At 72.5% G+C, this 19,739-nt stretch carries 17 protein-coding genes and 2 pseudogenes; 12 read left to right on the top strand and 7 right to left on the bottom strand.

Annotation, left to right across the window (positions count from 1 at the left end; all coding sequences use genetic code 11):
• Positions 1 to 93 precede the first annotated feature (93 nt).
• The 10 genes and pseudogenes from G515_RS0111055 to G515_RS23925 all read left to right on the top strand — a co-directional run bounded on the left by G515_RS0111055 (position 94) and on the right by G515_RS23925 (position 6,408).
• Complete coding sequence (locus G515_RS0111055; RefSeq protein WP_051218254.1) at positions 94 to 648, top strand: RNA polymerase sigma factor; 555 nt, start codon at positions 94 to 96, stop codon at positions 646 to 648.
• Entirely contained in the window at positions 645 to 1,451 is an 807-nt protein-coding gene (locus tag G515_RS0111050; protein ID WP_028660184.1) for a hypothetical protein, read from the top strand. Before G515_RS0111055 ends, G515_RS0111050 begins: the two co-directional genes overlap by 4 nt.
• The gene (locus G515_RS0111045; protein ID WP_028660183.1) at positions 1,448 to 2,314 is read left to right on the top strand and encodes an ABC transporter ATP-binding protein; all 867 of its coding nucleotides are present in this window, start codon (positions 1,448 to 1,450) and stop codon (positions 2,312 to 2,314) included. Before G515_RS0111050 ends, G515_RS0111045 begins: the two co-directional genes overlap by 4 nt.
• Positions 2,311 to 2,862 (top strand): hypothetical protein, encoded by a 552-nt coding sequence (locus G515_RS0111040; RefSeq protein ID WP_028660182.1) that lies wholly within the window; start codon positions 2,311 to 2,313, stop codon positions 2,860 to 2,862. Before G515_RS0111045 ends, G515_RS0111040 begins: the two co-directional genes overlap by 4 nt.
• Positions 2,859 to 3,782, top strand: a complete 924-nt coding sequence (locus tag G515_RS0111035) for a hypothetical protein (protein ID WP_028660181.1) — start codon at positions 2,859 to 2,861, stop codon at positions 3,780 to 3,782. The genes G515_RS0111040 and G515_RS0111035 overlap by 4 nt, the downstream gene beginning before the upstream one ends.
• On the top strand, positions 3,779 to 4,780 hold the full coding sequence (locus G515_RS0111030; RefSeq protein WP_028660180.1) for a nucleoside hydrolase: 1,002 nt from the start codon (positions 3,779 to 3,781) through the stop codon (positions 4,778 to 4,780). The genes G515_RS0111035 and G515_RS0111030 overlap by 4 nt, the downstream gene beginning before the upstream one ends.
• A 102-nt stretch (positions 4,781 to 4,882) precedes the next feature.
• Positions 4,883 to 5,047 (top strand): hypothetical protein, encoded by a 165-nt coding sequence (locus tag G515_RS23340; protein ID WP_157571080.1) that lies wholly within the window; start codon positions 4,883 to 4,885, stop codon positions 5,045 to 5,047.
• Positions 5,044 to 5,787, top strand: a pseudogene (locus G515_RS20885) (potassium-transporting ATPase subunit KdpA); the annotation flags it as partial. The gene G515_RS23340 and the pseudogene G515_RS20885, both read left to right, overlap by 4 nt.
• Before the next feature lie 80 nt (positions 5,788 to 5,867).
• A pseudogene (locus G515_RS23930) lies at positions 5,868 to 6,002 on the top strand (response regulator); the annotation flags it as partial.
• Positions 6,003 to 6,129: 127 nt separating this feature from the next.
• A complete protein-coding gene (locus tag G515_RS23925) occupies positions 6,130 to 6,408 on the top strand; it encodes a winged helix-turn-helix domain-containing protein (RefSeq protein ID WP_281168303.1) in 279 nt (92 codons plus the stop codon).
• 20 nt (positions 6,409 to 6,428) lie between these two features.
• Here the strand turns inward: G515_RS23925 and G515_RS0111010 are convergent, their stop codons facing one another.
• Together G515_RS0111010 and G515_RS22695 are read right to left on the bottom strand one after the other, a co-directional pair.
• On the bottom strand, positions 6,429 to 7,631 hold the full coding sequence (locus tag G515_RS0111010) for a PrsW family intramembrane metalloprotease (protein ID WP_028660179.1): 1,203 nt from the start codon (positions 7,629 to 7,631) through the stop codon (positions 6,429 to 6,431).
• Complete coding sequence (locus tag G515_RS22695; RefSeq protein WP_051218252.1) at positions 7,628 to 8,290, bottom strand: hypothetical protein; 663 nt, start codon at positions 8,288 to 8,290, stop codon at positions 7,628 to 7,630. Before G515_RS22695 ends, G515_RS0111010 begins: the two co-directional genes overlap by 4 nt.
• A gap of 43 nt (positions 8,291 to 8,333) precedes the next feature.
• Between G515_RS22695 and G515_RS23335 the strand changes: the two genes are divergently transcribed.
• Complete coding sequence (locus G515_RS23335; RefSeq protein ID WP_157571079.1) at positions 8,334 to 8,474, top strand: hypothetical protein; 141 nt, start codon at positions 8,334 to 8,336, stop codon at positions 8,472 to 8,474.
• 287 nt (positions 8,475 to 8,761) lie between these two features.
• Here the strand turns inward: G515_RS23335 and G515_RS0110995 are convergent, their stop codons facing one another.
• Positions 8,762 to 9,706 carry a 1,4-dihydroxy-2-naphthoyl-CoA synthase gene (locus G515_RS0110995; RefSeq protein ID WP_028660178.1) on the bottom strand — a complete coding sequence of 315 codons (945 nt, stop codon included), beginning with the start codon at positions 9,704 to 9,706 and terminating at the stop codon, positions 8,762 to 8,764.
• 59 nt (positions 9,707 to 9,765) lie between these two features.
• Here G515_RS0110995 and G515_RS0110990 point away from each other — a divergent pair, with 59 nt between their 5' ends.
• Positions 9,766 to 10,209 carry a nitroreductase family deazaflavin-dependent oxidoreductase gene (locus G515_RS0110990; protein WP_028660177.1) on the top strand — a complete coding sequence of 148 codons (444 nt, stop codon included), beginning with the start codon at positions 9,766 to 9,768 and terminating at the stop codon, positions 10,207 to 10,209.
• Positions 10,210 to 10,389: 180 nt separating this feature from the next.
• On the opposite strand, the gene G515_RS0110985 is transcribed toward G515_RS0110990, so the two are convergent.
• The 4 genes from G515_RS0110985 to recC form a co-directional block, all read right to left on the bottom strand.
• Positions 10,390 to 10,992 (bottom strand): ACT domain-containing protein, encoded by a 603-nt coding sequence (locus G515_RS0110985; RefSeq protein WP_028660176.1) that lies wholly within the window; start codon positions 10,990 to 10,992, stop codon positions 10,390 to 10,392.
• 139 nt (positions 10,993 to 11,131) lie between these two features.
• Entirely contained in the window at positions 11,132 to 12,964 is a 1,833-nt protein-coding gene (recD, locus tag G515_RS0110980) for an exodeoxyribonuclease V subunit alpha (protein WP_084653454.1), read from the bottom strand.
• On the bottom strand, positions 12,961 to 16,329 hold the full coding sequence (locus G515_RS20870; protein WP_051218250.1) for a UvrD-helicase domain-containing protein: 3,369 nt from the start codon (positions 16,327 to 16,329) through the stop codon (positions 12,961 to 12,963). Before G515_RS20870 ends, recD begins: the two co-directional genes overlap by 4 nt.
• Complete coding sequence (recC, locus tag G515_RS0110970) at positions 16,326 to 19,661, bottom strand: exodeoxyribonuclease V subunit gamma (RefSeq protein ID WP_028660174.1); 3,336 nt, start codon at positions 19,659 to 19,661, stop codon at positions 16,326 to 16,328. The genes G515_RS20870 and recC overlap by 4 nt, the downstream gene beginning before the upstream one ends.
• Between the last annotated feature and the right edge of the window lie 78 nt (positions 19,662 to 19,739).

Genomic DNA, 19,739 nt, shown 5'->3' with positions numbered 1-19,739 from the left:
CCCTATCCTGGGACGGCGTGGTCGAGCCGGTTCCGGGACGGATCGTCGACACGCGTGAACCGAATGGGTCGCCCAGCGGCACAGAGGTGCGTGATGGTTGGCGAACGGATCCCGGCTGGCGAGGACGAGCGCACTGACGCCGTCCTGCTGACCGCGGTCGCCGACGGGGACCGATCGGCGTTCCACGAACTGTTCCGCCGACACGAGCCCTGGCTGAGCGCCCGGCTCACCTACCGCTGCCCCGACCCCGCGATCGTCGATCAGGCGATCGACGACACGTTCCTCAGCGTCTGGCGGCGACCCCGTGGCTGGCGCGGGGAGGGCGAGGTCGCGGCCTGGCTGTGGGGCATCGCGATCCGCTCCCTCCTGCACGAGCTCCGTCCCCGACGCAACGTCGTCGAGCGGCTGAGCGGTCTGCGCACCCGGGAGCCGGACTCACCCGAGGAACTGGTCCTGGCCCGGCTCGAGCACAGCAGCATCGGAGTCGCGCTGGAGAGCCTGTCCCCCGAACTGCTGGCCGTCGTCCAGGCCACCGTCCTCGACGGGCTCTCCACCCGGGAGGCTGCCGCCCTCCTCGGCATTCCGAGCGGCACCGTGAAGAGCCGGATGAGCCGAGCCCGGACCCAGTTGAGAGGAGCACTGTTGTGAACGCCTGGCACGCCCAGCCGTTGGACCTGGAGGCGTATCGGTCCGGCACCGCCGCGCCCGTCCTCGTCGCCTCCGTGGAGAGCCATCTCCTCGGGTGCGCCACCTGCCGCGACCGGTTCGCCCGCACCGCCGATCCGGCCTCCGCCGCCGAGAGCGCCCGCCGTTGGGCCGCGCTCAACGCCGCCCTCGACAGCGGTACGGCGACACCCGCGCTGCGACTCGCCGCCGCGACCCGGCCGCTGGTCGCGGCCTTCGGCCTCGCGGTCGCCCTGCTCGTCGTACTCCCCCTCGGCATCGCCGCCCTGGCGGGCACCGAACGCGTGCCCACCCCTCTCCTCGCCGGTGCACCGCTCGCCCCGATGGTCGCGGTCGTCCTCGCCTATCGCCGCGAGGCCGACCCGGTCGGCGAGCTCTCCCTGGCCGCGCCCGCCGCCGGCATCCGGATGGTGGCCGGACGGGCACTGCTGGTCTCCTGCGTCGCGGGCCCGCTCGGGGTCCTCGCCGCCCTCGTCGTCGGCGTACCCGCGGCCGTCGCGCTCGCCTGGCTGTTGCCCGGGCTGGCCCTGTCCGGAGTCGTCCTCGCCGTCGGTACCTCGCGGCTGGACCCGGCCGTGGTCGCGGCGGTCCTCGGCACGGTGTGGGCGGTGGCTGTGGGCGTGGCCGCCCGCCGCAACGGCACCGAACTGGTGGTCGACCTGGTCACCGCCGCGCCCGTCCAGTACGGCTGCCTGCTGGCCGCCGTCCTCGCCTTCGCCGTCGCGGTCCTGCGCCGTGACCGGCTCGCCTACCGGAGGACCCTGTGACCGACATCCTCGCCCCGAGTACGGCCGCCGTCGCGGCCACCGGGCTGACCAAGCGGTTCGGCCGGACCACGGCCGTCGACGGCATCGACCTGAGCCTCAGCGGCGGTGTGATCGGACTGCTCGGGCCCAACGGGGCCGGCAAGACCACGTTGCTCCGCGTCCTGGCCACCGTGCTCGCGCCCGAAGGCGGTGCTCTCGAGCTCCTCGGGCTCGACCCGGCCCGGCCCTCCGAGCGGCTCGAGATCCGCCGGCGACTGGGCTATCTGCCGCAGTCCCCCGAGCTGTACCCGTCCTTCACCGCCTTCGAGCTGGTCGAGTACGTCGCGATCCTCAAGGAGCACACCGACCGGAGGCTCCGGGCGCGGGAGTGCTCGCGGGTGCTCGAACTCGTCGGTCTCCAGGACGTGGCCCGCAGGCGGATCCGCACGCTGTCCGGCGGCATGCAGCAGCGGGTCGCGCTCGCGGCCGCGTTGCTCGGCACCCCCGAACTGCTCCTGCTCGACGAGCCCGCGACCGGCCTCGATCCGGAGCAGCGGCTCGAACTCCGCACGCTGCTCGCCGAGAACGCCCGGCGCGGCACCGTCCTGATCTCCACCCACAACACCGGCGAGGTCGCGACCCTGTGCACCAGGGTTCTCGTGATGACGCGCGGGGCGGTGGTCTTCGACGGCACCCCCGCCGGGCTGCGCGGCCTGGCGGAGGGACGGGTGTGGGAGTCGGAGGCGGCAGACCCGGCCGCGGACCGCTCCTGGATGACCGGCGAGGGAGGGTTCCGCAATCTCGGCAGACCGCCCCACGGTGCCGTGACCTGCCCCGCCACGCTCGACGACGGCTACCTGCTCGCGGTCCGGGGCGAGCGATGAACCGGTCGGTCCTCACCCAGGCCGCCCGACCGACCGCTGCCGCCCTCCCCTGGCCGCCGGTGCTGGCCGCCGGTGCGGTCGGGCTCGGCGCCGTGCTGCTCATCCGCGGCCTCTCGGAACGACCCTCCGGGCTCCCGGTCCTGGCCGCGGCGGCCGTGGTGTCCGGTGCCCTCGCCGCCCTACGCGACCCCGCCGACCCCCTGCTCGCCGCCCTCCCGACCTCGCGGCTCGCACGTCGGCTGCTGCGGCTCGGGCTGGTCGCCGTCCTGGCCATCCCGCTGCTCGTCGTACTGCAATCGCTCGTCCCCACCTCCGTCGACACCGACCTCGCTCCCGCAGCGGTGGCGTTGGCGCTGGCGGGCCTGGCGCTCGCCACCTGGCTGCCACCCGGCCGCGCCACCCAGCTGGCGGCCGCTCTGCCCGTCGTCTGGGTCACCGCGAGCCAACTCCTGGACGGGGTGGTCGACGGCCTGGACGTGTGGTCCACCCATCCGTGGCCGGTCGCGGCGGTGTCCGCGCTGGCCGTGATCGCCGGACGGCACCGATGACCCTCTTCGCCGCGGCCTCATCCCGGCCCGTCGTCCAGAGCCCGCTGGCGAACCGGTGGCGGGTGGTGGTCGCCCTCGCCCGGACCGAGGCCCGCCGGACCCTGCGCAGTCCGTGGCTGCTGGCGGCCGTCGTCCTGACCGCTGCGATGGTGCGGTCGTGGCTCCAGCCGTCGGAGTGGAACGGCGACAAGTACGGCGCCTGGTTCCTCCTCCCGGCCGCCGGCTACATCGCGGTCAGCCTGATCGTCGCGGGCGGCTTCCACCGCCAGCGGACCGACGTCGCCTCGGGGGCGCCGGTGGACGCGACCGACCGTTGCCTCGGCGTCGCGCTGGGCGCCTGGCCCGCGGTGGCGCTCACCCTCGCGTTCACCACCGGACTGACCGCCTACATCTGGTGGATCGGCGGGGTGGACCTCGGCACCGAGCCCGGCCGCACCCTGCACGCCCACCCCACCGCGGCCGAGCTCAGCCAGCCGGTCGCGGCCACCCTGCTGGCCGTCGCGGCCGGCGCCGCCGTCGGGCGACGCGTACGCCACCGCGTCACGGCCGCCATCGTCCTGCTGGTCGGGTGGCTCCCGGTCACGGTCACCGCGTGGGCCTTCACAGCCCCCGGGGTCGCCGCGTTCTCCATCCTCCAGACCCAGCCCGTGTACGTCGAGGTGGGCCCGGCGAGCACCGACCCGCTGACCTTCCCAAGCCACTGGCTGCTCGAGCCGCCGAGCGAGTACCAGGACCACTGGGCCCGACTGGTGGTCTCGGAGTCCCTGGCCTGGTGGCATACCGGGTGGCTGCTGGGACTGAGCGCCCTGGTGTTCGCCCTCGCGTTGCCGGGCGGGCGGGCTCGCCGGCTACTCGTGCTGGGCGGAACGGTCCTGGCGGCGGTCTCGGTGGGCGCCCAACTCCTGGTGTACCCCTCATGAGGACGCTGCTCACCGGGCTGGTCGGACTGCTGCTGTGCACCGGTTGTACGGCGGCCTACGACAACGACGGTGAGATCCGACCGCCCGGCCGACTCGCCGCCCCGGCTGCGAAGCAGGCGGACGCGATCGAGGTGGTCGTGGACACGGACCTGGCACCGGACGACCTGGTGGCGCTCGCCTTCCTGCTGCGCCATCCCGGGGTCCGGGTGCTCGCGGTGACCGTCCCGAGCACCGGCCTGGTCACGTGTCCCACGGGAGTGGACCTGGCTCAGGACCTGGTCACCGCGGTCGGCTCCGCCCCGGTGCCGATCTCCTGCGGCACCGCCGAACGTGGGCCCCACGGCATCCCCTTCCCCGCGTCCTGGGCGAGCGCAGCGGTCCTGGACAACGGATTCACCCGTGAGCCGGCGGTGACGGCGGCCGAGCCCGTCGAGGAGACCCCGGCGGAGCTGATCGCCCGGCTGGCGCGGGAGCGGCCACGCCTCCAGGTGGTCGCGCTCGGGCCGGCGACCGAACTGGCCGCGCTGCTCGCCGGCGACCCGGCGGGGTACGCGCGGATCGACCGGATCATCGCCATGACCGGCGTACGGGAGGGCCCCCCACAGGATGACCTCGCCGGGGAGTGGAACGCCGCCGCCGACCCGGACTCGCTCGCAGCGGTCCTCGGCGGGCCGGTGCCCGTCACCGTCGTACCGCACGAGGTGGTGCCGGACGGCTCGCCCGCGGGCATGCGTGCCCCTGTGGTCGGCGGGATCGGTGTGCTGACCGGGTACCCCACCCCGCGGTTCTGGGACCTCGCCACCGCGGCGTACCTCACCGTGCCGGAGGCCGGGGAGACGGTCTCGGGCACCTGGTCGGTCGCCCTGGTGGACGAGCCGGGCCGGCTCACCCGGATCGGCGACGGTGACGACGAGGTGGTCAGCGACCTCGATGCCGACCTGCTCGATGACGCCTACCGGGAGGTGTTCCGGGCCGAGGCCGGCCCAGCCCTCGGCTGAGCACCGGCCGCGGGTCAGGGTTGCATCAGGGCCGCCGGCGGGACCGTCAAGGAACCGTCAGGACGCCGCCGCTCGCGCTCCGGGCGGCGTTGGATCACTCCCGTGATCGACATCGTCTTCCTGCTCCTGACCCTGGCGTGCTTCGCCGGACTGGCGCTGCTGGTCGGACTCATCGACCGGCGACTGCCACCCGCCGAGGACGCATCCCCCGGCCCCACGAGCGCCGACCCGGCCGCCAACCCTGCGCCGCACGAGGTCCGCCCATGAGCGAGACCCTCGCCGCCGCCGGGCAGATCGCCCTGCTCGCCCTGCTGCTGGCGCTCGCCGTACCGCTGGTCGGGCGGCTGCTCGCCCACACCTACACGAGCACCGGGCACCTGCGCGTCGAGCGGGCGGCGTACCGGCTCCTCCGGGTCGACCCGGAGGCCGACCAGCACTGGCGCTCCTACGCCCTCTCGGTGCTCGGCTTCTCCCTCATCGGCGTGCTGTTCCTCTACGGGCTCGGCCGCCTGCAGAACCGGTTGCCGCTCGACACCGGGATGAGCGCGCTCCCGGCCGACGGCGCCTGGAACACGGCGGTCTCCTTCGTCACCAACACCAACTGGCAGTGGTACTCCGGTGAGGCCGCCGCCGGCCACCTCTACCAGATGAGCGGCCTGGCGGTACAGAACTTCGTCTCCGCCGCGGTCGGACTCAGCGTCGCCGCCGCCCTGGCGCGGGCACTCGTCCGCGGCCGATCCGGCGGACGGGTGGGCAACTTCTGGGTCGACCTCATCCGCACCACCCTGCGCGTGCTGCTGCCCTTCGCGTTCGTCGCGGCCCTGCTGCTGGTCATCGCCGGCGTGGTGCAGAACCTGCACGACCCGCACACCGTCACGACGCTCACCGGTGGACACCAGGCGATCACCGGCGGGCCGGTCGCGAGCCAGGAGGCGATCAAGGAACTGGGCACCAACGGCGGCGGCTTCTACAACGCCAACAGCGCCCACCCCTTCGAGAACCCCAACCCCTACACCAACCTCTTGGAGATCCTGCTGCTCCTCCTGCTGCCGTTCTCGATGGCCTGGGCTCAGAGACCGGTCCGGACGTGGTCCTGCTCGACCTGGGCCTCCCCGATCTCGACGGCACCGAGGTACTGCAGGGGCTGCGCGGGTGGACACAGGTGCCGGTCGTCGTACTCTCGGCCCGGCAGCACGGAGAGGACAAGATCCAGGCGCTCGACCTCGGCGCCGACGACTACGTCACCAAACCGTTCGCGATGAACGAGCTGATGGCCCGGCTCCGCGCCGCCGTACGCCGCGGACAGGACTCCTCCTCGCCCGCCGACCCCGACCCTGGAGATCGGTGAGTTGGTCATCGACTTCGCCCGCAAGCGGGTGAGCCGGGCCGGCGCCGACGTACGCCTCACCCCGACCGAGTGGGCCTTCCTCGACCTGCTGGCCCGCAACGTCGGGAGGCTGGTCCCCCGCGAGCAGATCCTCACCACCGTCTGGGGGCCGGCGTACGCCAAGGAGACGCACTACCTGCGCGTGTACGCCGCCCAACTGCGCCGCAAGCTCGAGCAGGACCCGGCCCACCCCCGGCACCTGGTCACCACCAGCGGGCTCGGATACACCCTGGAGCCGTAAGCCCCGGAGGCGGAGCGCCGTCAGAGCTGACGGACCCGCACCACCTCGGCGCGCGAGTGCGCCACCTCGGGTGAGTCGTTGCCGTAGCTGTGGGCCAGATCGGCGCTCAGATCGAGCACCGCGGCGATCCGGCGGCGTCGGTGCCACCGCTCGCGCCTCGACGATCGCCGCTGGCCACCCTCCTCGCCCCGGGCAACTGTTGCCTTGATGAACGTCTTGCGGGCCTTGCGGCCGAAGAGCGCGTTCACCTCGGCCTGCTCGACCACACCATCGGCGACCTCCGGCGCCAGCACGTCCGCGGCGTACGGCGCCGCCTGGCGGGTGGCCCACTCGAAGGCCCACCACAACACGGTGAGACCGAGAGCGGAGACGCCGAGCATCAGCAACTCGGTCAGCAAGCCGTTGCCGGCGCCGATCCCGACCATGCTGTCCCACAGCCCGTGCGTGAGCATGGCGGCCGCGATCAACCCGAGCCCACGACCGATCCGCCGCGGCTGGACGCGAGTGCCGACCAGGTAGATGAGGCCGGCACCGAAGAGGGCGGTGAATAGCGGATGGGAGATCACGTCCGAGGCCGCCCTGGTCGCGATCATGTGGGTGCTCTCACCGATCTGGTCGGAGCCGAAGCTGCCGGCCGCGCCCTGCCCGGAGTAGACGAAGTCCTCGAGCGCCTGGAATCCCAGGCCCACGAACGCGCCGAGGATGACCCCGTCGGCGACCGTGACGACGAGGTAGCGAGCCAGGCCGATGAGCAGCAGGACGCCCGCCCCCTTGGCGAGCTCCTCGGTGAACGGAGCGGACAGACCTGCCGCCCAGTCGTTGGCGAAGTCGCGACCGAACAGCTTGCCGTACAGGTAGTTCAGCGAGGTGTTGGCATAGATCGCCATCGCGAACGGCGCCGCCATTCCCCCCCAGACGAACGCCGTGGCGAGCATCGACCACGGCTCGTGCTCGAACTTGTCGAGGTGGCGGAACCAGACCAACCACGCCACCGTGAACAGGATGCCGATCCCGCCGCTGAGTCCCAGCGCGGGCAGGAAGTAGCCCACCTGGGCGGAGACCTCGCCCACGGCACGGTGAACTCCGAACAGGACGATCAACAAGAAGACCCACAGGCAGGCGTTGCGAGGCTGCCAGAACCGGAACGGCAGCCCCCATCCGGTGGCGTCCAGAGCATCGCGCCGACCCTGCTCAAGCTCCGCGGCCTGCGTGGTGGTGGTCATGAGTCGCCTCCCGACGAGCCGATCGGAGCGAGGCTCTCCACGACCTGGGTGACCTCGCGCGCCATCGTGTCCATCTGCTCCACCGGACCGGACACCTGGATCACGACGCCCTCGCCGTCGGCGGTGAACGCATAGATCCGGCCCGCGGTCCCGGCGCTCTGCAGGCTCTCCCCGACGCCGGTGATCCCGGAGTCCGTGGTGATCGTGGTGCGATCGGTCGAGGGGTTGAACGGTCCCGGCGAGAGTGCCTCGTCCAGTCGGTTCACCTGGTCGAGCAGGTCGTTGGCGTCGCCGTCGAACGTGTCTCCCTGCGCGACGAGCTGGACGCCGCCCTTGGTCAGGACGACCTCCTCCGGATCGGAGGGGAAGGTCGAGTCGGTGCGCAGCCCGAGCTCCACGCTCCAGCCCGCGGTCGGCGTGATCGCCAGGCTGTCGGTCACCTTCATCTGATCGCCGGCCACCGTCACATCGTCATCGGTGACCTGATCGTTGATCCACGGGACCAGCAGGTACATCAACAGCCACAACGCGACGACGACCACCGCGAACGGGAGACTTCGCTTGTCGAGACCGAGCACCCGCCGTTCGACCGGCACCCGGTACCACAAGGATCCCGGGCGCTCGGCCGAGCCGATCCCTCCCGAGTCGGTCACTGCCATGACAACCACGACATCCGGGCGTTTCCTCCGAGTCAGGTGTTCGGTGAGGCGGGAGCACGCCCGCGGAGCGATCCTCGCCTATCCGACAGCGCTGGGGAAGAGGGCCGTCTCAGGCTTCGGGCGAGACGACGACCACCACCTCGCCGAGGACATCGCCATCGCCCGGCGCCTGATCGCGTCGTGATGCGGGAGAACGGCGACCGTGCCATGGTCGGCGCTTCACGCACGGCCGACGCCGCTCGTCGTAGCGTGCCCGCGCCTGCGCGATCCCGTCTGGTTCTCGATCGCCCACCGGGCCAGCGCTTCGGAGAGCGATGCCTCGAGCCCCGACAGGACATAGCGCAGGCGCGTGGAGATATCGGCGTTCGTGCCTCGTGTCTGCCCGAATGCCGGCCTCGCTCGCGATTCTTGCCGCATCTCTGCCACAACGCTGCGTCTAAAGAGGATCTGACCTGCACAAACGCGCGAACGTCAGTAGTACCAGGGGTACGGCGACCAGTCGGGCTCGCGCTTCTCGAGGAACTGGTCGCGACCCTCCTGGGCCTCGTCCGTCATGTAGGCGAGGCGGGTGGTCTCGCCGGCGAAGAGCTGCTGGCCGACCAGGCCGTCGTCGAGCAGGTTGAAGGAGTACTTGAGCATCCGCTGCGCGGTCGGGCTCTTGCCGTTGATCATCCGCCCCCAGTCCAGCGCGGTGGCCTCCAACTGGGCGTGGTCGACGACGCGATTGACCGCACCCATCCGGTGCATCGTCTCGGCGTCGTACTCCTCGGCGAGGAAGAAGATCTCGCGAGCGAACTTCTGGCCCACCTGCCGCGCCAGGTACGCCGAGCCGTAGCCGCCGTCGAAGGAGCCCACGTCGGCGTCGGTCTGCTTGAAGCGGGCGTGTTCGCGCGAGGCGAGGGTGAGGTCGCAGACCACGTGCAGCGAGTGTCCGCCGCCGGCGGCCCAGCCGGGAACGACGCAGATGACGACCTTCGGCATGAACCGGATCAGCCGCTGGCACTCCAGGATGTGCAGCCGGGCGAGCTTGGCCTTGTCGATCGGGCTGGGCTCCTCGGCACCGGTGTCGGCGGTGCCGGCGTCGACGGCTTCGTACTGGTAGCCGGCCTTGCCGCGGATGCGCTGGTCACCGCCGGTGCAGAAGGCCCACTTGCCGTTCTTGGCGCTGGGGCCGTTGCCGGTGAGTATCACGCAGCCGACGTCGGCCGAGGTACGCGCGTGTTCGAGGGTGCGGAGAAGCTCGTCGACGGTGTGGGGACGGAAGGCGTTGAGCACGTCCGGCCGGTCGAAGGCGATCCGCACGGTGCCGTGCGCCTTCGCCCGGTGGTAGGTCAGGTCGGTGAGGTCCTCGAAGCCGGGAACGACGTCCCACTGGCTCGCGTCGAAGATCTCCGAGACTCCGTCGATGGCGCTCATGGGCCGCAACCTACCGCGCGGCCCGGAATAGACGGCCGGCCCCTCGGCTTAGGAACGTTATGGCACTTCAAGGCGAGTACGCACCCAGCAGCTGGGATTGGGTCCGCAACCAGGTCGAGAAGTTCGAGGCGAGCGACGGCGCCGAGGCGAACACCCTCCCCGGCACCGACGATCCGATCATCGTCATCACCAATCGCGGCGCCAAGAGCGGCAAGATCCGCAAGACTCCGCTGATGCGTGTGGAGCGCGACGGCAGCTACCTCGCCGTGGCGTCCAAGGGCGGCGCCGACGAGCACCCGGTCTGGTATCACAACTTCGTGGCCCACCCCGAGGTCGAACTCCAGGACGGCCCGGTCAAGAAGACCTACCGCGCCCGGCTGCTCTCCGGCGCGGAGCGCGCCGACTGGTGGGAGCATGCCGTCGCCACCTGGTCGACGTACGGCGAATACCAGAAGAAGACCGAGCGCGAGATCCCGATCTTCCTGCTCGAACCCGTGGCCTGACTCCTTCGCGCCCCACCGGGTCGTCGTACACCACGACGACCCGGTCCGCCGTGCCCCGAGCCGGCACAGCCGCAAGCCGACGGCCGCTCGTCGCACCGGCCCGCCCGTGGTGACCGGAACCGGCGTCCGGAACCTGCGACCGTTGCCCTCGAGGAGGGAGGGGTGTTCAGGGACGGACGGTCACGGCCGCGCGATCGAGGCGGCCAGGGAGGCCAGGTGGCCGAGCCGGGCGAGCTCGGAATCGAGGAAGTCAGGGCCACCGCGACGCGCCATCACGACGATGGTGTTGCCGTCGACCCGCGCACCGGCGGCCACCGTGTCCGGGTCGTCGTCGAGATCGAGCCGAATCGCCCGCTCGATCTCCACGAACGGCAGATCGGGAGCCGACTCGCTGCGGGAGACCACACCGTCGGCGCGATGGACGAGCTCGGCCCAATCCGCCCGGAAGGTCTGCGGGATGACCTCGACCAGACGATCGATCGCCTCCTCCGGCTCCTCGGTCAGGGCCTCGACCGCCTCGAGGTCCATGAAGAGGTTGCCGCCCGCGGCGTACCGGCTGATCCAGATCACCCGGACCCCCTCCAACTCCGTGCACGCGGAGACGATGGAGTCGGGCATCGCCCCCGGCGCGGTCTCGAGGAGTACGTCGTCGACGGCCATGCCCTGGGACTTCTCGACGATCTCGATGGCCTCGATGTCACCGCCCGCCTCACCGATGGCAGAGGCCAGCCGACCCAGCGATCCCGGGACGTCGGGCAGTTCGACACGCAGCAGATATGGCACGCACCGACCCTAGCCGCCATCGCTGCTCGACGGGCGGGAGACACCGGAAGGTGTGGAACCGCGCCGGACATGGGTCGGGTCGGCGGCGGGGGGCATGAACCGCCGGATCGGTGGACCCGCCACCGCGTGGCGGGTGGGGTCAGCCGTGACCGGGCGCGCCCGCGAGTCGTGGCTGCAGACCGGTCGCTCGCTGGGCCTGCCGCCCGACCGCCGCCAGCACCGACTCGGCGGTGCCGACCACTCGCACGCGCTCCTGGGCCCGGGTGACCGCGGTGTAGAAGAGCTGTCGGGTGAGAAGCGGCGACTCCGGCGGAGGCAACAGCAGGGTCACTTCGCCGGCCTGAGAGCCCTGGCTCTTGTGGATGGTCATCGCATGGAGGGTCTCGACCTCCCCCAGGCGGGCCAGCGCGAGTCGCTGGTGGCTGCCCACACCGGCGATCATCGCGACCGCGCCACGGCCCTCGCGCACCACGACCCCGGTGTCGCCGTTGTAGAGCCCGAGCCCGTAGTCGTTGGCCGTGACCAGGATCGGGCGGCCGACGTACCACTCCTGCCAGAGGCTCTCGCCCAGGTCGTCGGCCAGCCATCGCTCGATCTGCCGGTTCCAGTGCGCGACGCCGTACGGACCGTCTCGGTGCGCGCACAGGAGCCGGTGGGCCTCCATCGCGGACACCGCCGCCTCGGCGTCGCCCGCGACCGCCGCCGTGCGTACGGCGCGCGCGTGGCCCAGCAGCCGCAGGCGCAGCTCCTCGGCGTGGGCGAGGGGGTCGAGCAGGGCGACGCGGTCGTCACCGGCGGTGAGAGCCGCCAGCGCACCCTCGCTGTCTCCGTGCCGCAACGCATCCGCGAGCCGGCCGATGCCCTCGCCGTAACGGTGGGTGGTGCGCAGCGCGGCCACGGACCCCGGAGACCGGGCACTCAGGCCGCCCACCAGGTCGGCGAGCACGGCCCCCGCCTCGACGCTGGCCAGCTGATCGGGGTCACCCACCAGCACCAGCCTGGCGTCGGGGCGCACCGCTTCGAGCAGGCGGGCCATCATCGTCAGCGAGACCATCGAGGTCTCGTCGACGACGATCACGTCGTGCGGAAGCTTGTTGGCGCGGTGGTGCCGGAACCGGGTGCGCGCCCCGGGGACCCAGCCCAGCAGCCGGTGCAGGGTCGAGGCGCCCAGCCCGGCGAGCCGGGACCGGTCGTCGACGGTGAACCGTGCCCCGTCGCTCGGCTCCCGGAGTGCCTCTTCGACGGCCTGCTGCATCCGGGCGGCGGCCTTGCCGGTCGGCGCGGTCAGCGCGATCCGCAGGCGCTGGCCCGTCCCGGCCGCCTGCTCGGCGAGGAGCGCGAGCAGTCCGGCCACCGTGGTGGTCTTGCCCGTGCCCGGCCCGCCGGTGAGAACGGTGGTGCCCTGTCTGGCCGCGGCCAGTGCGGCCCCACGCTGCTCGGCGTACCCGTCCCCGGGGAAGAGCCGCTCCGCAGCGGCGACCAGCCGTTCCTCGTCGAGGGCGGGCGCCGGCCGGGAGAGCCGGTCGAGCAGGTCATCACGCATCTGCCCCTCCTCGCGCCAGTAGCGATCGAGATAGAGCAGCGGGCCCTCCACCCGCAACAGCCCCGAGCGTACGGCGGTGCTCGCCCGGACCCGGTCGAGCCAGCCGTCCTCCGGACAGGGAAGGTCATCGGCGCCCTCGAGACCGGCGACCGCGTCGAGATCGATGCAGACCGAACCGTGCCGCAGAGCACGCACCGCCATGGCGACGGCCAATCTCACCTCGTCGGAATCCTCCCCGGCGACCGCACACACCCGGCTCGCAACCTGGATGTCGGCCGCGGTCAGCACCTTGGCGTCGTTGAAATCACGCAGCAGCCCGGTCGCTTCGCGGGCGAAGCGGACATCGTCCGGATCCTCGGTCTCCCACCGCTCCAACACTCCGCCGACGGGCTCGGTGCGGGCGTGCGAGCGGGTCGCGTCTTCGGTCATCGGGCCATCTCCTCGGCCGGCTCGGGCTGGTCCGGGTGCAGGCCGTCCAGCAGGTCTGAGAGATCGACGACGAACCCGGCCGGCGGCCGCCACGAGAACACCCCGGTCGGTTGCCCGTCGACGCGTGGGGTCTCCGGTCCGCACATCCCCCGGAGGTAGAGGTAGAGCACGCCGCCGAGGTGGCGTGCCGGCTCGTAGCCGGGCAGGCGCCAGCGGAGGTATCGGTGTGCCACCACCGAGTAGAGCATCGCCTGCAGCGGGTAGTGCGAGTGCAGCATCGCCTCCGCCAGCGCGTCCGGTCGGTAGTCGAGCGCGTGCTCGCCGAGGTTGTTGGTCTTGTAGTCGACGACCACGAAGCGCTCGCCCTCGGCGCCGGGCACTCGGAGCACCACGTCCACGGAGCCGGAGAGGTAGCCACGCAGGGGCTGATCGCCCAGGACGGGCGTCTCCAACCGATCGGCGTAATCAGCCAGTGGGTCGTCGGCGGGGAGATGGCGGCGGAGCAGCGGGCCCAGATCGCGCAGCCTCACCTCGTCGCCCGGCCACCGACGCGGCTCTCCGCGAGCGGCGTCTCCACCGGCCAGCGGGATCTCGAAGTCGAGCTCGCGCAGGCGGTCGGTGAGCGGGATCTGCGCCAGGGTGAGCTCGTCTGCGAGTGGTCCCAACGGCGTGTGGTGCAGGGGGTCCAGAGCCTCGGCGAGGTCGGCGGCCTCGGCCGGGACGGGCCACCAGCGCAACTGCTCCGCCACGTGCCGCCGCAGCTGTGCCTCCAGATCCGAGGGGTCGGTGTGCTCGAGGACGGCGTGCACCAGCGAGCCGAAGGTCGCCCCAGCGGGCAGATCGGCCATCGGCGAGCGCACGCCGGGGTCCTCGGGCTGCTCGATCACCGCCGCCGCGGCGTCCTCCTCGAACGGCTCGTCGTCCTTGCCGGTGCTCTCCGGCTCGCTGATCACGACGGTCTGCTCCTCGACCCGGACCAGTCCCGAGTAGGAGGTACGCCGCCAGCCGGTGTCGACCGACCGGTCGAACCGGCGCACCGAGAGCTCCGGCCCCGCGGACGGCGGGGGCACCACCGTCGCCTGCACGGGTGCGGCCAGCTCGGCCGCCGGACCGGAATAGTCGCGCTCCAGGCGGGTCAGGATCGAGGCGGTCGCATCGTCATCACGCACCAGGATGTCGTCGGGCACGTCGCGGTCACCGGGCAGTCGCCCGAAGACCAGCCGGTTGAGCGGTCCGGTCGGCGTGTTGGTGGTGGGGGCCCACCAGACCACCACCTGCGATTGGGCACGGGTGAGCGCGACGTAGAGCTTGCGGAGATCCTCGCCGGCCTCCTCGTGCCGGTAGGCCGCGACGCTGGCGCTCCAACTCCGCCCACTGCCGCTGACATCGAGCAGGCGGCGAAGCCGGCCGTGGGAGCGGTCGTGGAAGCGGGCCACCGAGATCGGTCGTTGGTACTCCTCGTAGAGGAACGGGGCGTAGACGACGGGGAACTGGAGCCCCTTGCTGCCGTGGATCGTCATGATCTGCACCGCGGCGGCGTCGCTGTCGAGCCGCAGCGGCCGCTCACCCGCGGCCGTACGTCGCCGCTCGTCGCGGAACCACTCCAGCAGTGCGGTGAGCCCGAGACCGCCGCGGGACGCGTGCCCGTGCAGGATCTGGCCGAGGTGGCGGATGTCGGTGAGCAACCGCTCGCCCTCCTCGCGGCGGAGCAGGCGCTCGGTGAGCTGACGGGTCTCGAAGGCCTCGACCAGGGCGGCGACGCCGGTACGACGGACCTGGAGCGCCCAGTCGCGAAGCAGGTCGGCCACCTCGGATTCGACCTCGTCGCCGCGGGCCGCGAGGTCGGCGACGGGGTGGCCGACGAAGCAGCCGACGGCCACCGCCCGCACGAGCGGGCTGCGGTGCGGCGCCTCGAGCGCCTTGAGCAACGCGAGCCACTCGTCGGCCGCGGGGGTGGCGAACACGTCGCCCCCGCCGTTGAGCACGGCCGGCACGCCCAGGGCCCGCAGCTGCCGCTCGACGTCCTCACCCTGGTAACGGCTGGAGATGAGCACCGCAACGTGCTCGGGCCGGATCTCCTCACCGCTCCAGGTCGCCCCGGAACCGAGCAGCTCGGCGATGTCGGCCGCGACATCACGAGCGATCCAGGATCGGGTGGGCGAGGCCCGGAGCAGGCCGTCCCGGCCGGTCGCTCCCACCCCCGGAGCGTCACGCCGGACCGCTCGGACACGGAACGGCGCCGTGTGCGGTGCCCCGTGAAGCCGGGTGCCCTCGTGGAAGGCGCTCGCGGGATGCGCGATGATCTCGCTGGATCCGAGCCCGGCACCGCCGAGGACGACGTTGAGCCGGGCGACCAGATCGGCGTCGGCACGGCGGTTGACCACCAGGGTCGCTCGCTGACCGGCCACACCGGCCGCGTCGAGGTAGGTGTCGACGTCGCCGCCGCGGAACCCGTAGATCGCCTGCTTCGGATCGCCGATCAGCACCAGGGTGGAGGCGCCGTGGAAGGCCCGCTCGAAGACGCTCCACTGGACCGGATCGGTGTCTTGGAACTCATCGACCAGCACGATCCGCCAGCGCTGCCGCATCCGGGCGCGCGCCGGGGCATCCGGTGCCTCCAGCGCCCGCGCCAACCTCGCCAGCAGGTCGTCGTAGGACTGGATGCCGAGCCGCTGCTTGCGACGTTCGACCTCGGCCCGGACGTCGCGGGCGAACCCGACCCGGGCGCGGGCCAGAGCGTCGTCGGGATCGGGGTCGGCCAGCGCGACGTTCTGGTGCTCGATGCTCTCCTTGCCGAGGGTGAGAGCCGCCTCGCGGTCGAAGGGCGGTCGCTCCTCCTCCCGCCCGAACCGGGCGAGGTAGAGGTCGTCGACCACCTCGGTCACCAGTTCGTCGAGCGACTCGACCAGGGTCGCCGAGGTGTCGCTCTCGCTCGCCACCCCGAGCGAGCGGAGCACGACCTGGCAGAACTGGTGGATGGTCGCGATGGTGGCGCCGTCGAAGGCCGCCAGGGCGTCGCGCAGCCGCCGCCGCCGCTGTGAGAGCTCGTCGGGGGATGCGGCGAGCAGATGCCGGAGCAGGTTGTTGTCGGTGGACTCGCCGGAGGAAGCGCCCCCGGCGACGGCGTCTGCGAGCACCCGCTCGGCCTGGACCAACTGGGCGCGCACCCGGGAACGGAGCTCCTGGGTGGCGGCCCGGCTGAAGGTGATGACCAGCAGTTCGTCGAGGGTGGCGACGCCCTCGGCGACGTAGCGGGTCACCAGGGCCGCGACGGTGAAGGTCTTGCCGGTGCCTGCGCCGGCCTCCAGCAGGGTGGTGCCGGTGGGCAGGTCACCGGTCAGGTCGAACGGAGCGGGATCGGTCATCGACTGCCCACCTCGGCCCTCAGCAGCGGACTCCACACCTGCATCGCCACCTCACCGAACCAACTCGTCTCATGGGTGCCCGGACGGTCGCGACCTGGAAGCGGGGCCCGCTCGCCCCACACCCGCACATGCTCGGCGTCCTCCCGCTCGCCGCCGCTCCGGCGCCACTCCCACATCGCCTTGTCCAACGCCGCCTCCGCATCGGCGCGGGTGCGCCGCTGCCGGGCGTATTGGAGGCTGCTCTTCAGCGGCAGCGGGACGGGCTCGCACAGCCCCTGATCGCGCAGCACGACCAGGTCCCGCAGCAGGACCGGTGCGGTCTCGTCCAGCGGGCCCAGCTGGGAGGCGTCGAACGACTTGTTCGCGCGGAAGTTCTCCGGCCGGCCGATGGTGTAGCTGCGCCAGGACCGGTCCTCGTCGGAGGCGGCGAGGGCGAGCAGACGCACCCAGGAGGCCAGCCGGTGCTTGGGCCCGAGCCGGCTGTAGCTGACCGGCACCAGGCGGTCGCCGTAGACCTCGCTCACGGTGCCGCGCAGCACCCTGCCGTCGCCGAGATCGACATCGACGTCGACCGAGCGGGCCGGGGTGCGGCGGTGCTGCAGTGCCTCCACCCCGAGGGGGTGCACCTGGCGCATGATGCGCTCCAGGACGCGGAGCCCGAGCTGCCCGGGCGGGAGCAGGCCGCGGTCGACCTCGCGCCGGATGCAGGCGTCGCGATCCAGGCCGCGCAGCATGTCGCCGAGCACCCGCTCCCCCACTCCCCACTGCTCCAGGCCGTCCAGCTCGACCGGGATCCGGTCCTCCAGCGGCTCATCCTCCCGGGCCGAGGTGAGCCCGAGGCGCTGACGCAGGAACGCCCGGACCGGCGAGGCGTAGAAGGAGACCAGATCGTCGAGCTCGACCACGTCGGTGTGCAAGGCCGGCAGCGGGCGCGGCAGGAAGACCGGGGCGGGCGAGCGATCCCGGCCCTGGGTGCGAGCGCCGGTCAGAGCGGCGGCGTCGAAGGAGAACGGGACGCCGGGCACCAGCGCGTCGGGCTCGTGGTTGCGTGGGTCGAAGGGCTGGAGGGGGTGTCGCACGGTCACCAGCTCGGCCACGCGCGTGCCCGGCCTCTCGGGAGTCGCGGTGAGGTCGAGCGTGTCGAGCAGCTCCCCGAGGGGAACGGCGGGCGGCTTCGGCTGGCCGGTCAACTCCCCGGCACCGGAGTAGGTGACCACCAGCGTCTCGGTCGCGGCCAGGATCGCGTCGAGGAGGAGCTGGCGGTCCTCGCTGCGGACGTCGCGCTCACCGGTCAGCGGCGTACGCACGAGGACGTCGTCGCCGTCGGTGCTGCCCGTGCGGGGGAACACTCCGTCGTCCAGGCCCAGCAGCGCGACGACCCGGTGCGGCACCGAGCGCATCGGCACCAGGGTGGCGACCGTGAGGGTGCCGGTACGGAAGTTGGCCCGCGTCGGCCGGCCGACGAGCTGGCCGGCGAGCATCTCGCGGACGTCGGGCAACCGGAGGTCGGGCCCCTCGCCCGCCTCGGCGGCCAGCTCGCGCAGAACCCGCTGCAGCTGGCCGAGCTGCCAGCCGTCGGCGGCGCTCACCGAGCAGAGCGAACCGACGCCCTCCTCGATCGCGGTGAGCCACTGCCCCAGCGGCCGGACCCCGGTGAGGCGGTCGGTGGCGATCCGGAGACGGTCGACCAGCTCGGCGAGCCGGCCGAGCAGATCGACGTCGCCACTGCCGACGTCGTCGACCGGCAGCACGCCCGGCAGCCCGGCCTCGCTGTCGTCGGAGAGGGCGACCCCGGTGAGTAGCCGGTCGAGGCCGAAGCGCCAGGTGTTGGCGGCGTAGTCAGCCAGCCCGAACGGCTCCCGGTGGGAGGCATCGAACCCCCAGCGCACCCCGGCCCGCTCGACCCAGGTGACCAGCTGCTCGAGGTCGTCCTCGCGGAACCGGAACCGGCGTCGCACCGGCGCCTCGTGAGCCAGGTCCAGCACCTCACCGGCACCGCCTCGGCCACCCGCGAGGTCGAGCAGCCGCAGCGCGAGGGCAAGGAGCGGATTGGTCTGGTCGAGGGCGCGGTCGGCCAGCCGCACCCGGAGCCGGTGACCGGGGTGCCCGTCCTCCTCGACCGCCTCACCCAGCCCGAAGCTCGCCTGGATCAGGGGCGCGTAGGTCTCGATGTCGGGGCACATCACCAAGACGTCGCGGGGCTCGAGGTCGGGGCGGTCGCTGAGCAGGCCGAGCAGGACCTCCCGCAACACCTCGACCTGGCGGGCCGGGCCGTGGCAGGCGTGCACCTGCACCGAGCGGTCGGCCCGGCGCAGCGGTCGCTCCGACGCCGGTCCCACCCGGTTGGCGCGCAGGTCGGCCTGGAGCCAACCGAGCAGGTGATCCGCGAGTGGCGGTGGTTCGCCGACGTGCTCATCGCTCCCCGGAAGTCCGGAGAGACCGCGCTGGAGCTCACGGGTGTCGCGACCGAGGGCGGCGAGAAGGGGGTGCTGGACCGACTCGTGGGTGCGGTCGGCCCGCCGCGCCACCACACCGGTCACACCGCGCAGCCGCTCCCACTGGTCCGCGGAAGGGTGCGGCAGCCACAGGTGCACGTCGCGATGCTCGGCCAGGCCGGCCAGCAGGCTGGTCTCGCCCTCGGCCAGCCGGGTGTGGCCGAACACCGACACCCGGGCCGGCAGGTCGAGCAGGTCGGGCTGCTCTGCGAGGCGGGTGAGCGTCCGGGCATGTCGCTCGGTCGGCGTCGGCCCGGCCACGAGCTCGGCCGCGCGGCGCCACAGCGGTGGCTGCCAGGCGAGGTCGGCCGGCACGTCGGAGCCCTGGCCGTCGGTGTCGCGACCAGCGGCCCAGTCGGCGATCAGCGCCGGCCGCTGGACGGCGTACGCCGCGAACAACCGGGCCAGCCGGCGGGCCACGGCGTAGCGCCGCCCCCGGCGCAGCTCGGCCTCGTCCTCGGCCACCCCGCCGGAGAGACCGTGGCCGAGGTGCCTTGCCAGGGTGCGCGCCCACGGCTGGTCGAGGGAGGAATCGAGTGCCGCGAGCACCGGCCACACCAGTGCCTGTGCCGACCAGGGATCGTGCTCATCGGTGCGCTCGAGACCTGCGAACAGGGCGCGGGGGGATCGGAAGGAGACCCCCGCGCAGATCCCGTCGCCCCCGCGCCCACCGACCCCGAGTCGATGGGAGAGCCGCTGCGAGAGCCACCTCTCGACCCCCCGCGCGGGCACCACCACGACCTCCTCGGCGAACGGGTCGTCCAGCGGCGAAGCAAGCAGCTCGCCGAGGGCGTCGGCGAGCAGATCGGTGCGCGAGGAGCGGTGGAGATGAAGCACGCCCCGAACCTATCGACCACCACCGACAGTCAGCAGGTGCGGCACCGACAACCGGCCCGGCCCGTCGCTGCTGCGACG

This window comes from Nocardioides insulae DSM 17944, from assembly GCF_000422825.1.
Classification (GTDB): Bacteria; Actinomycetota; Actinomycetes; order Propionibacteriales; family Nocardioidaceae; genus Nocardioides; species Nocardioides insulae.
This window is presented reverse-complemented; position numbering and strand designations above follow the sequence as displayed.

Coding starts and splice junctions, on each gene's coding strand:
- G515_RS0111055 (WP_051218254.1), top strand. CDS start 94: ATGGTTGGCGAACGGATCCCGGCTGGCGAGGACGAGCGCACTGACGCC.
- G515_RS0111040 (WP_028660182.1), top strand. CDS start 2,311: ATGAACCGGTCGGTCCTCACCCAGGCCGCCCGACCGACCGCTGCCGCC.
- G515_RS0111035 (WP_028660181.1), top strand. CDS start 2,859: ATGACCCTCTTCGCCGCGGCCTCATCCCGGCCCGTCGTCCAGAGCCCG.
- G515_RS0111030 (WP_028660180.1), top strand. CDS start 3,779: ATGAGGACGCTGCTCACCGGGCTGGTCGGACTGCTGCTGTGCACCGGT.
- G515_RS0111010 (WP_028660179.1), bottom strand. CDS start 7,631: ATGACCACCACCACGCAGGCCGCGGAGCTTGAGCAGGGTCGGCGCGAT.
- G515_RS22695 (WP_051218252.1), bottom strand. CDS start 8,290: ATGGCAGTGACCGACTCGGGAGGGATCGGCTCGGCCGAGCGCCCGGGA.
- G515_RS0110995 (WP_028660178.1), bottom strand. CDS start 9,706: ATGAGCGCCATCGACGGAGTCTCGGAGATCTTCGACGCGAGCCAGTGG.
- G515_RS0110990 (WP_028660177.1), top strand. CDS start 9,766: ATGGCACTTCAAGGCGAGTACGCACCCAGCAGCTGGGATTGGGTCCGC.
- recD (WP_084653454.1), bottom strand. CDS start 12,964: ATGACCGAAGACGCGACCCGCTCGCACGCCCGCACCGAGCCCGTCGGC.
- G515_RS20870 (WP_051218250.1), bottom strand. CDS start 16,329: ATGACCGATCCCGCTCCGTTCGACCTGACCGGTGACCTGCCCACCGGC.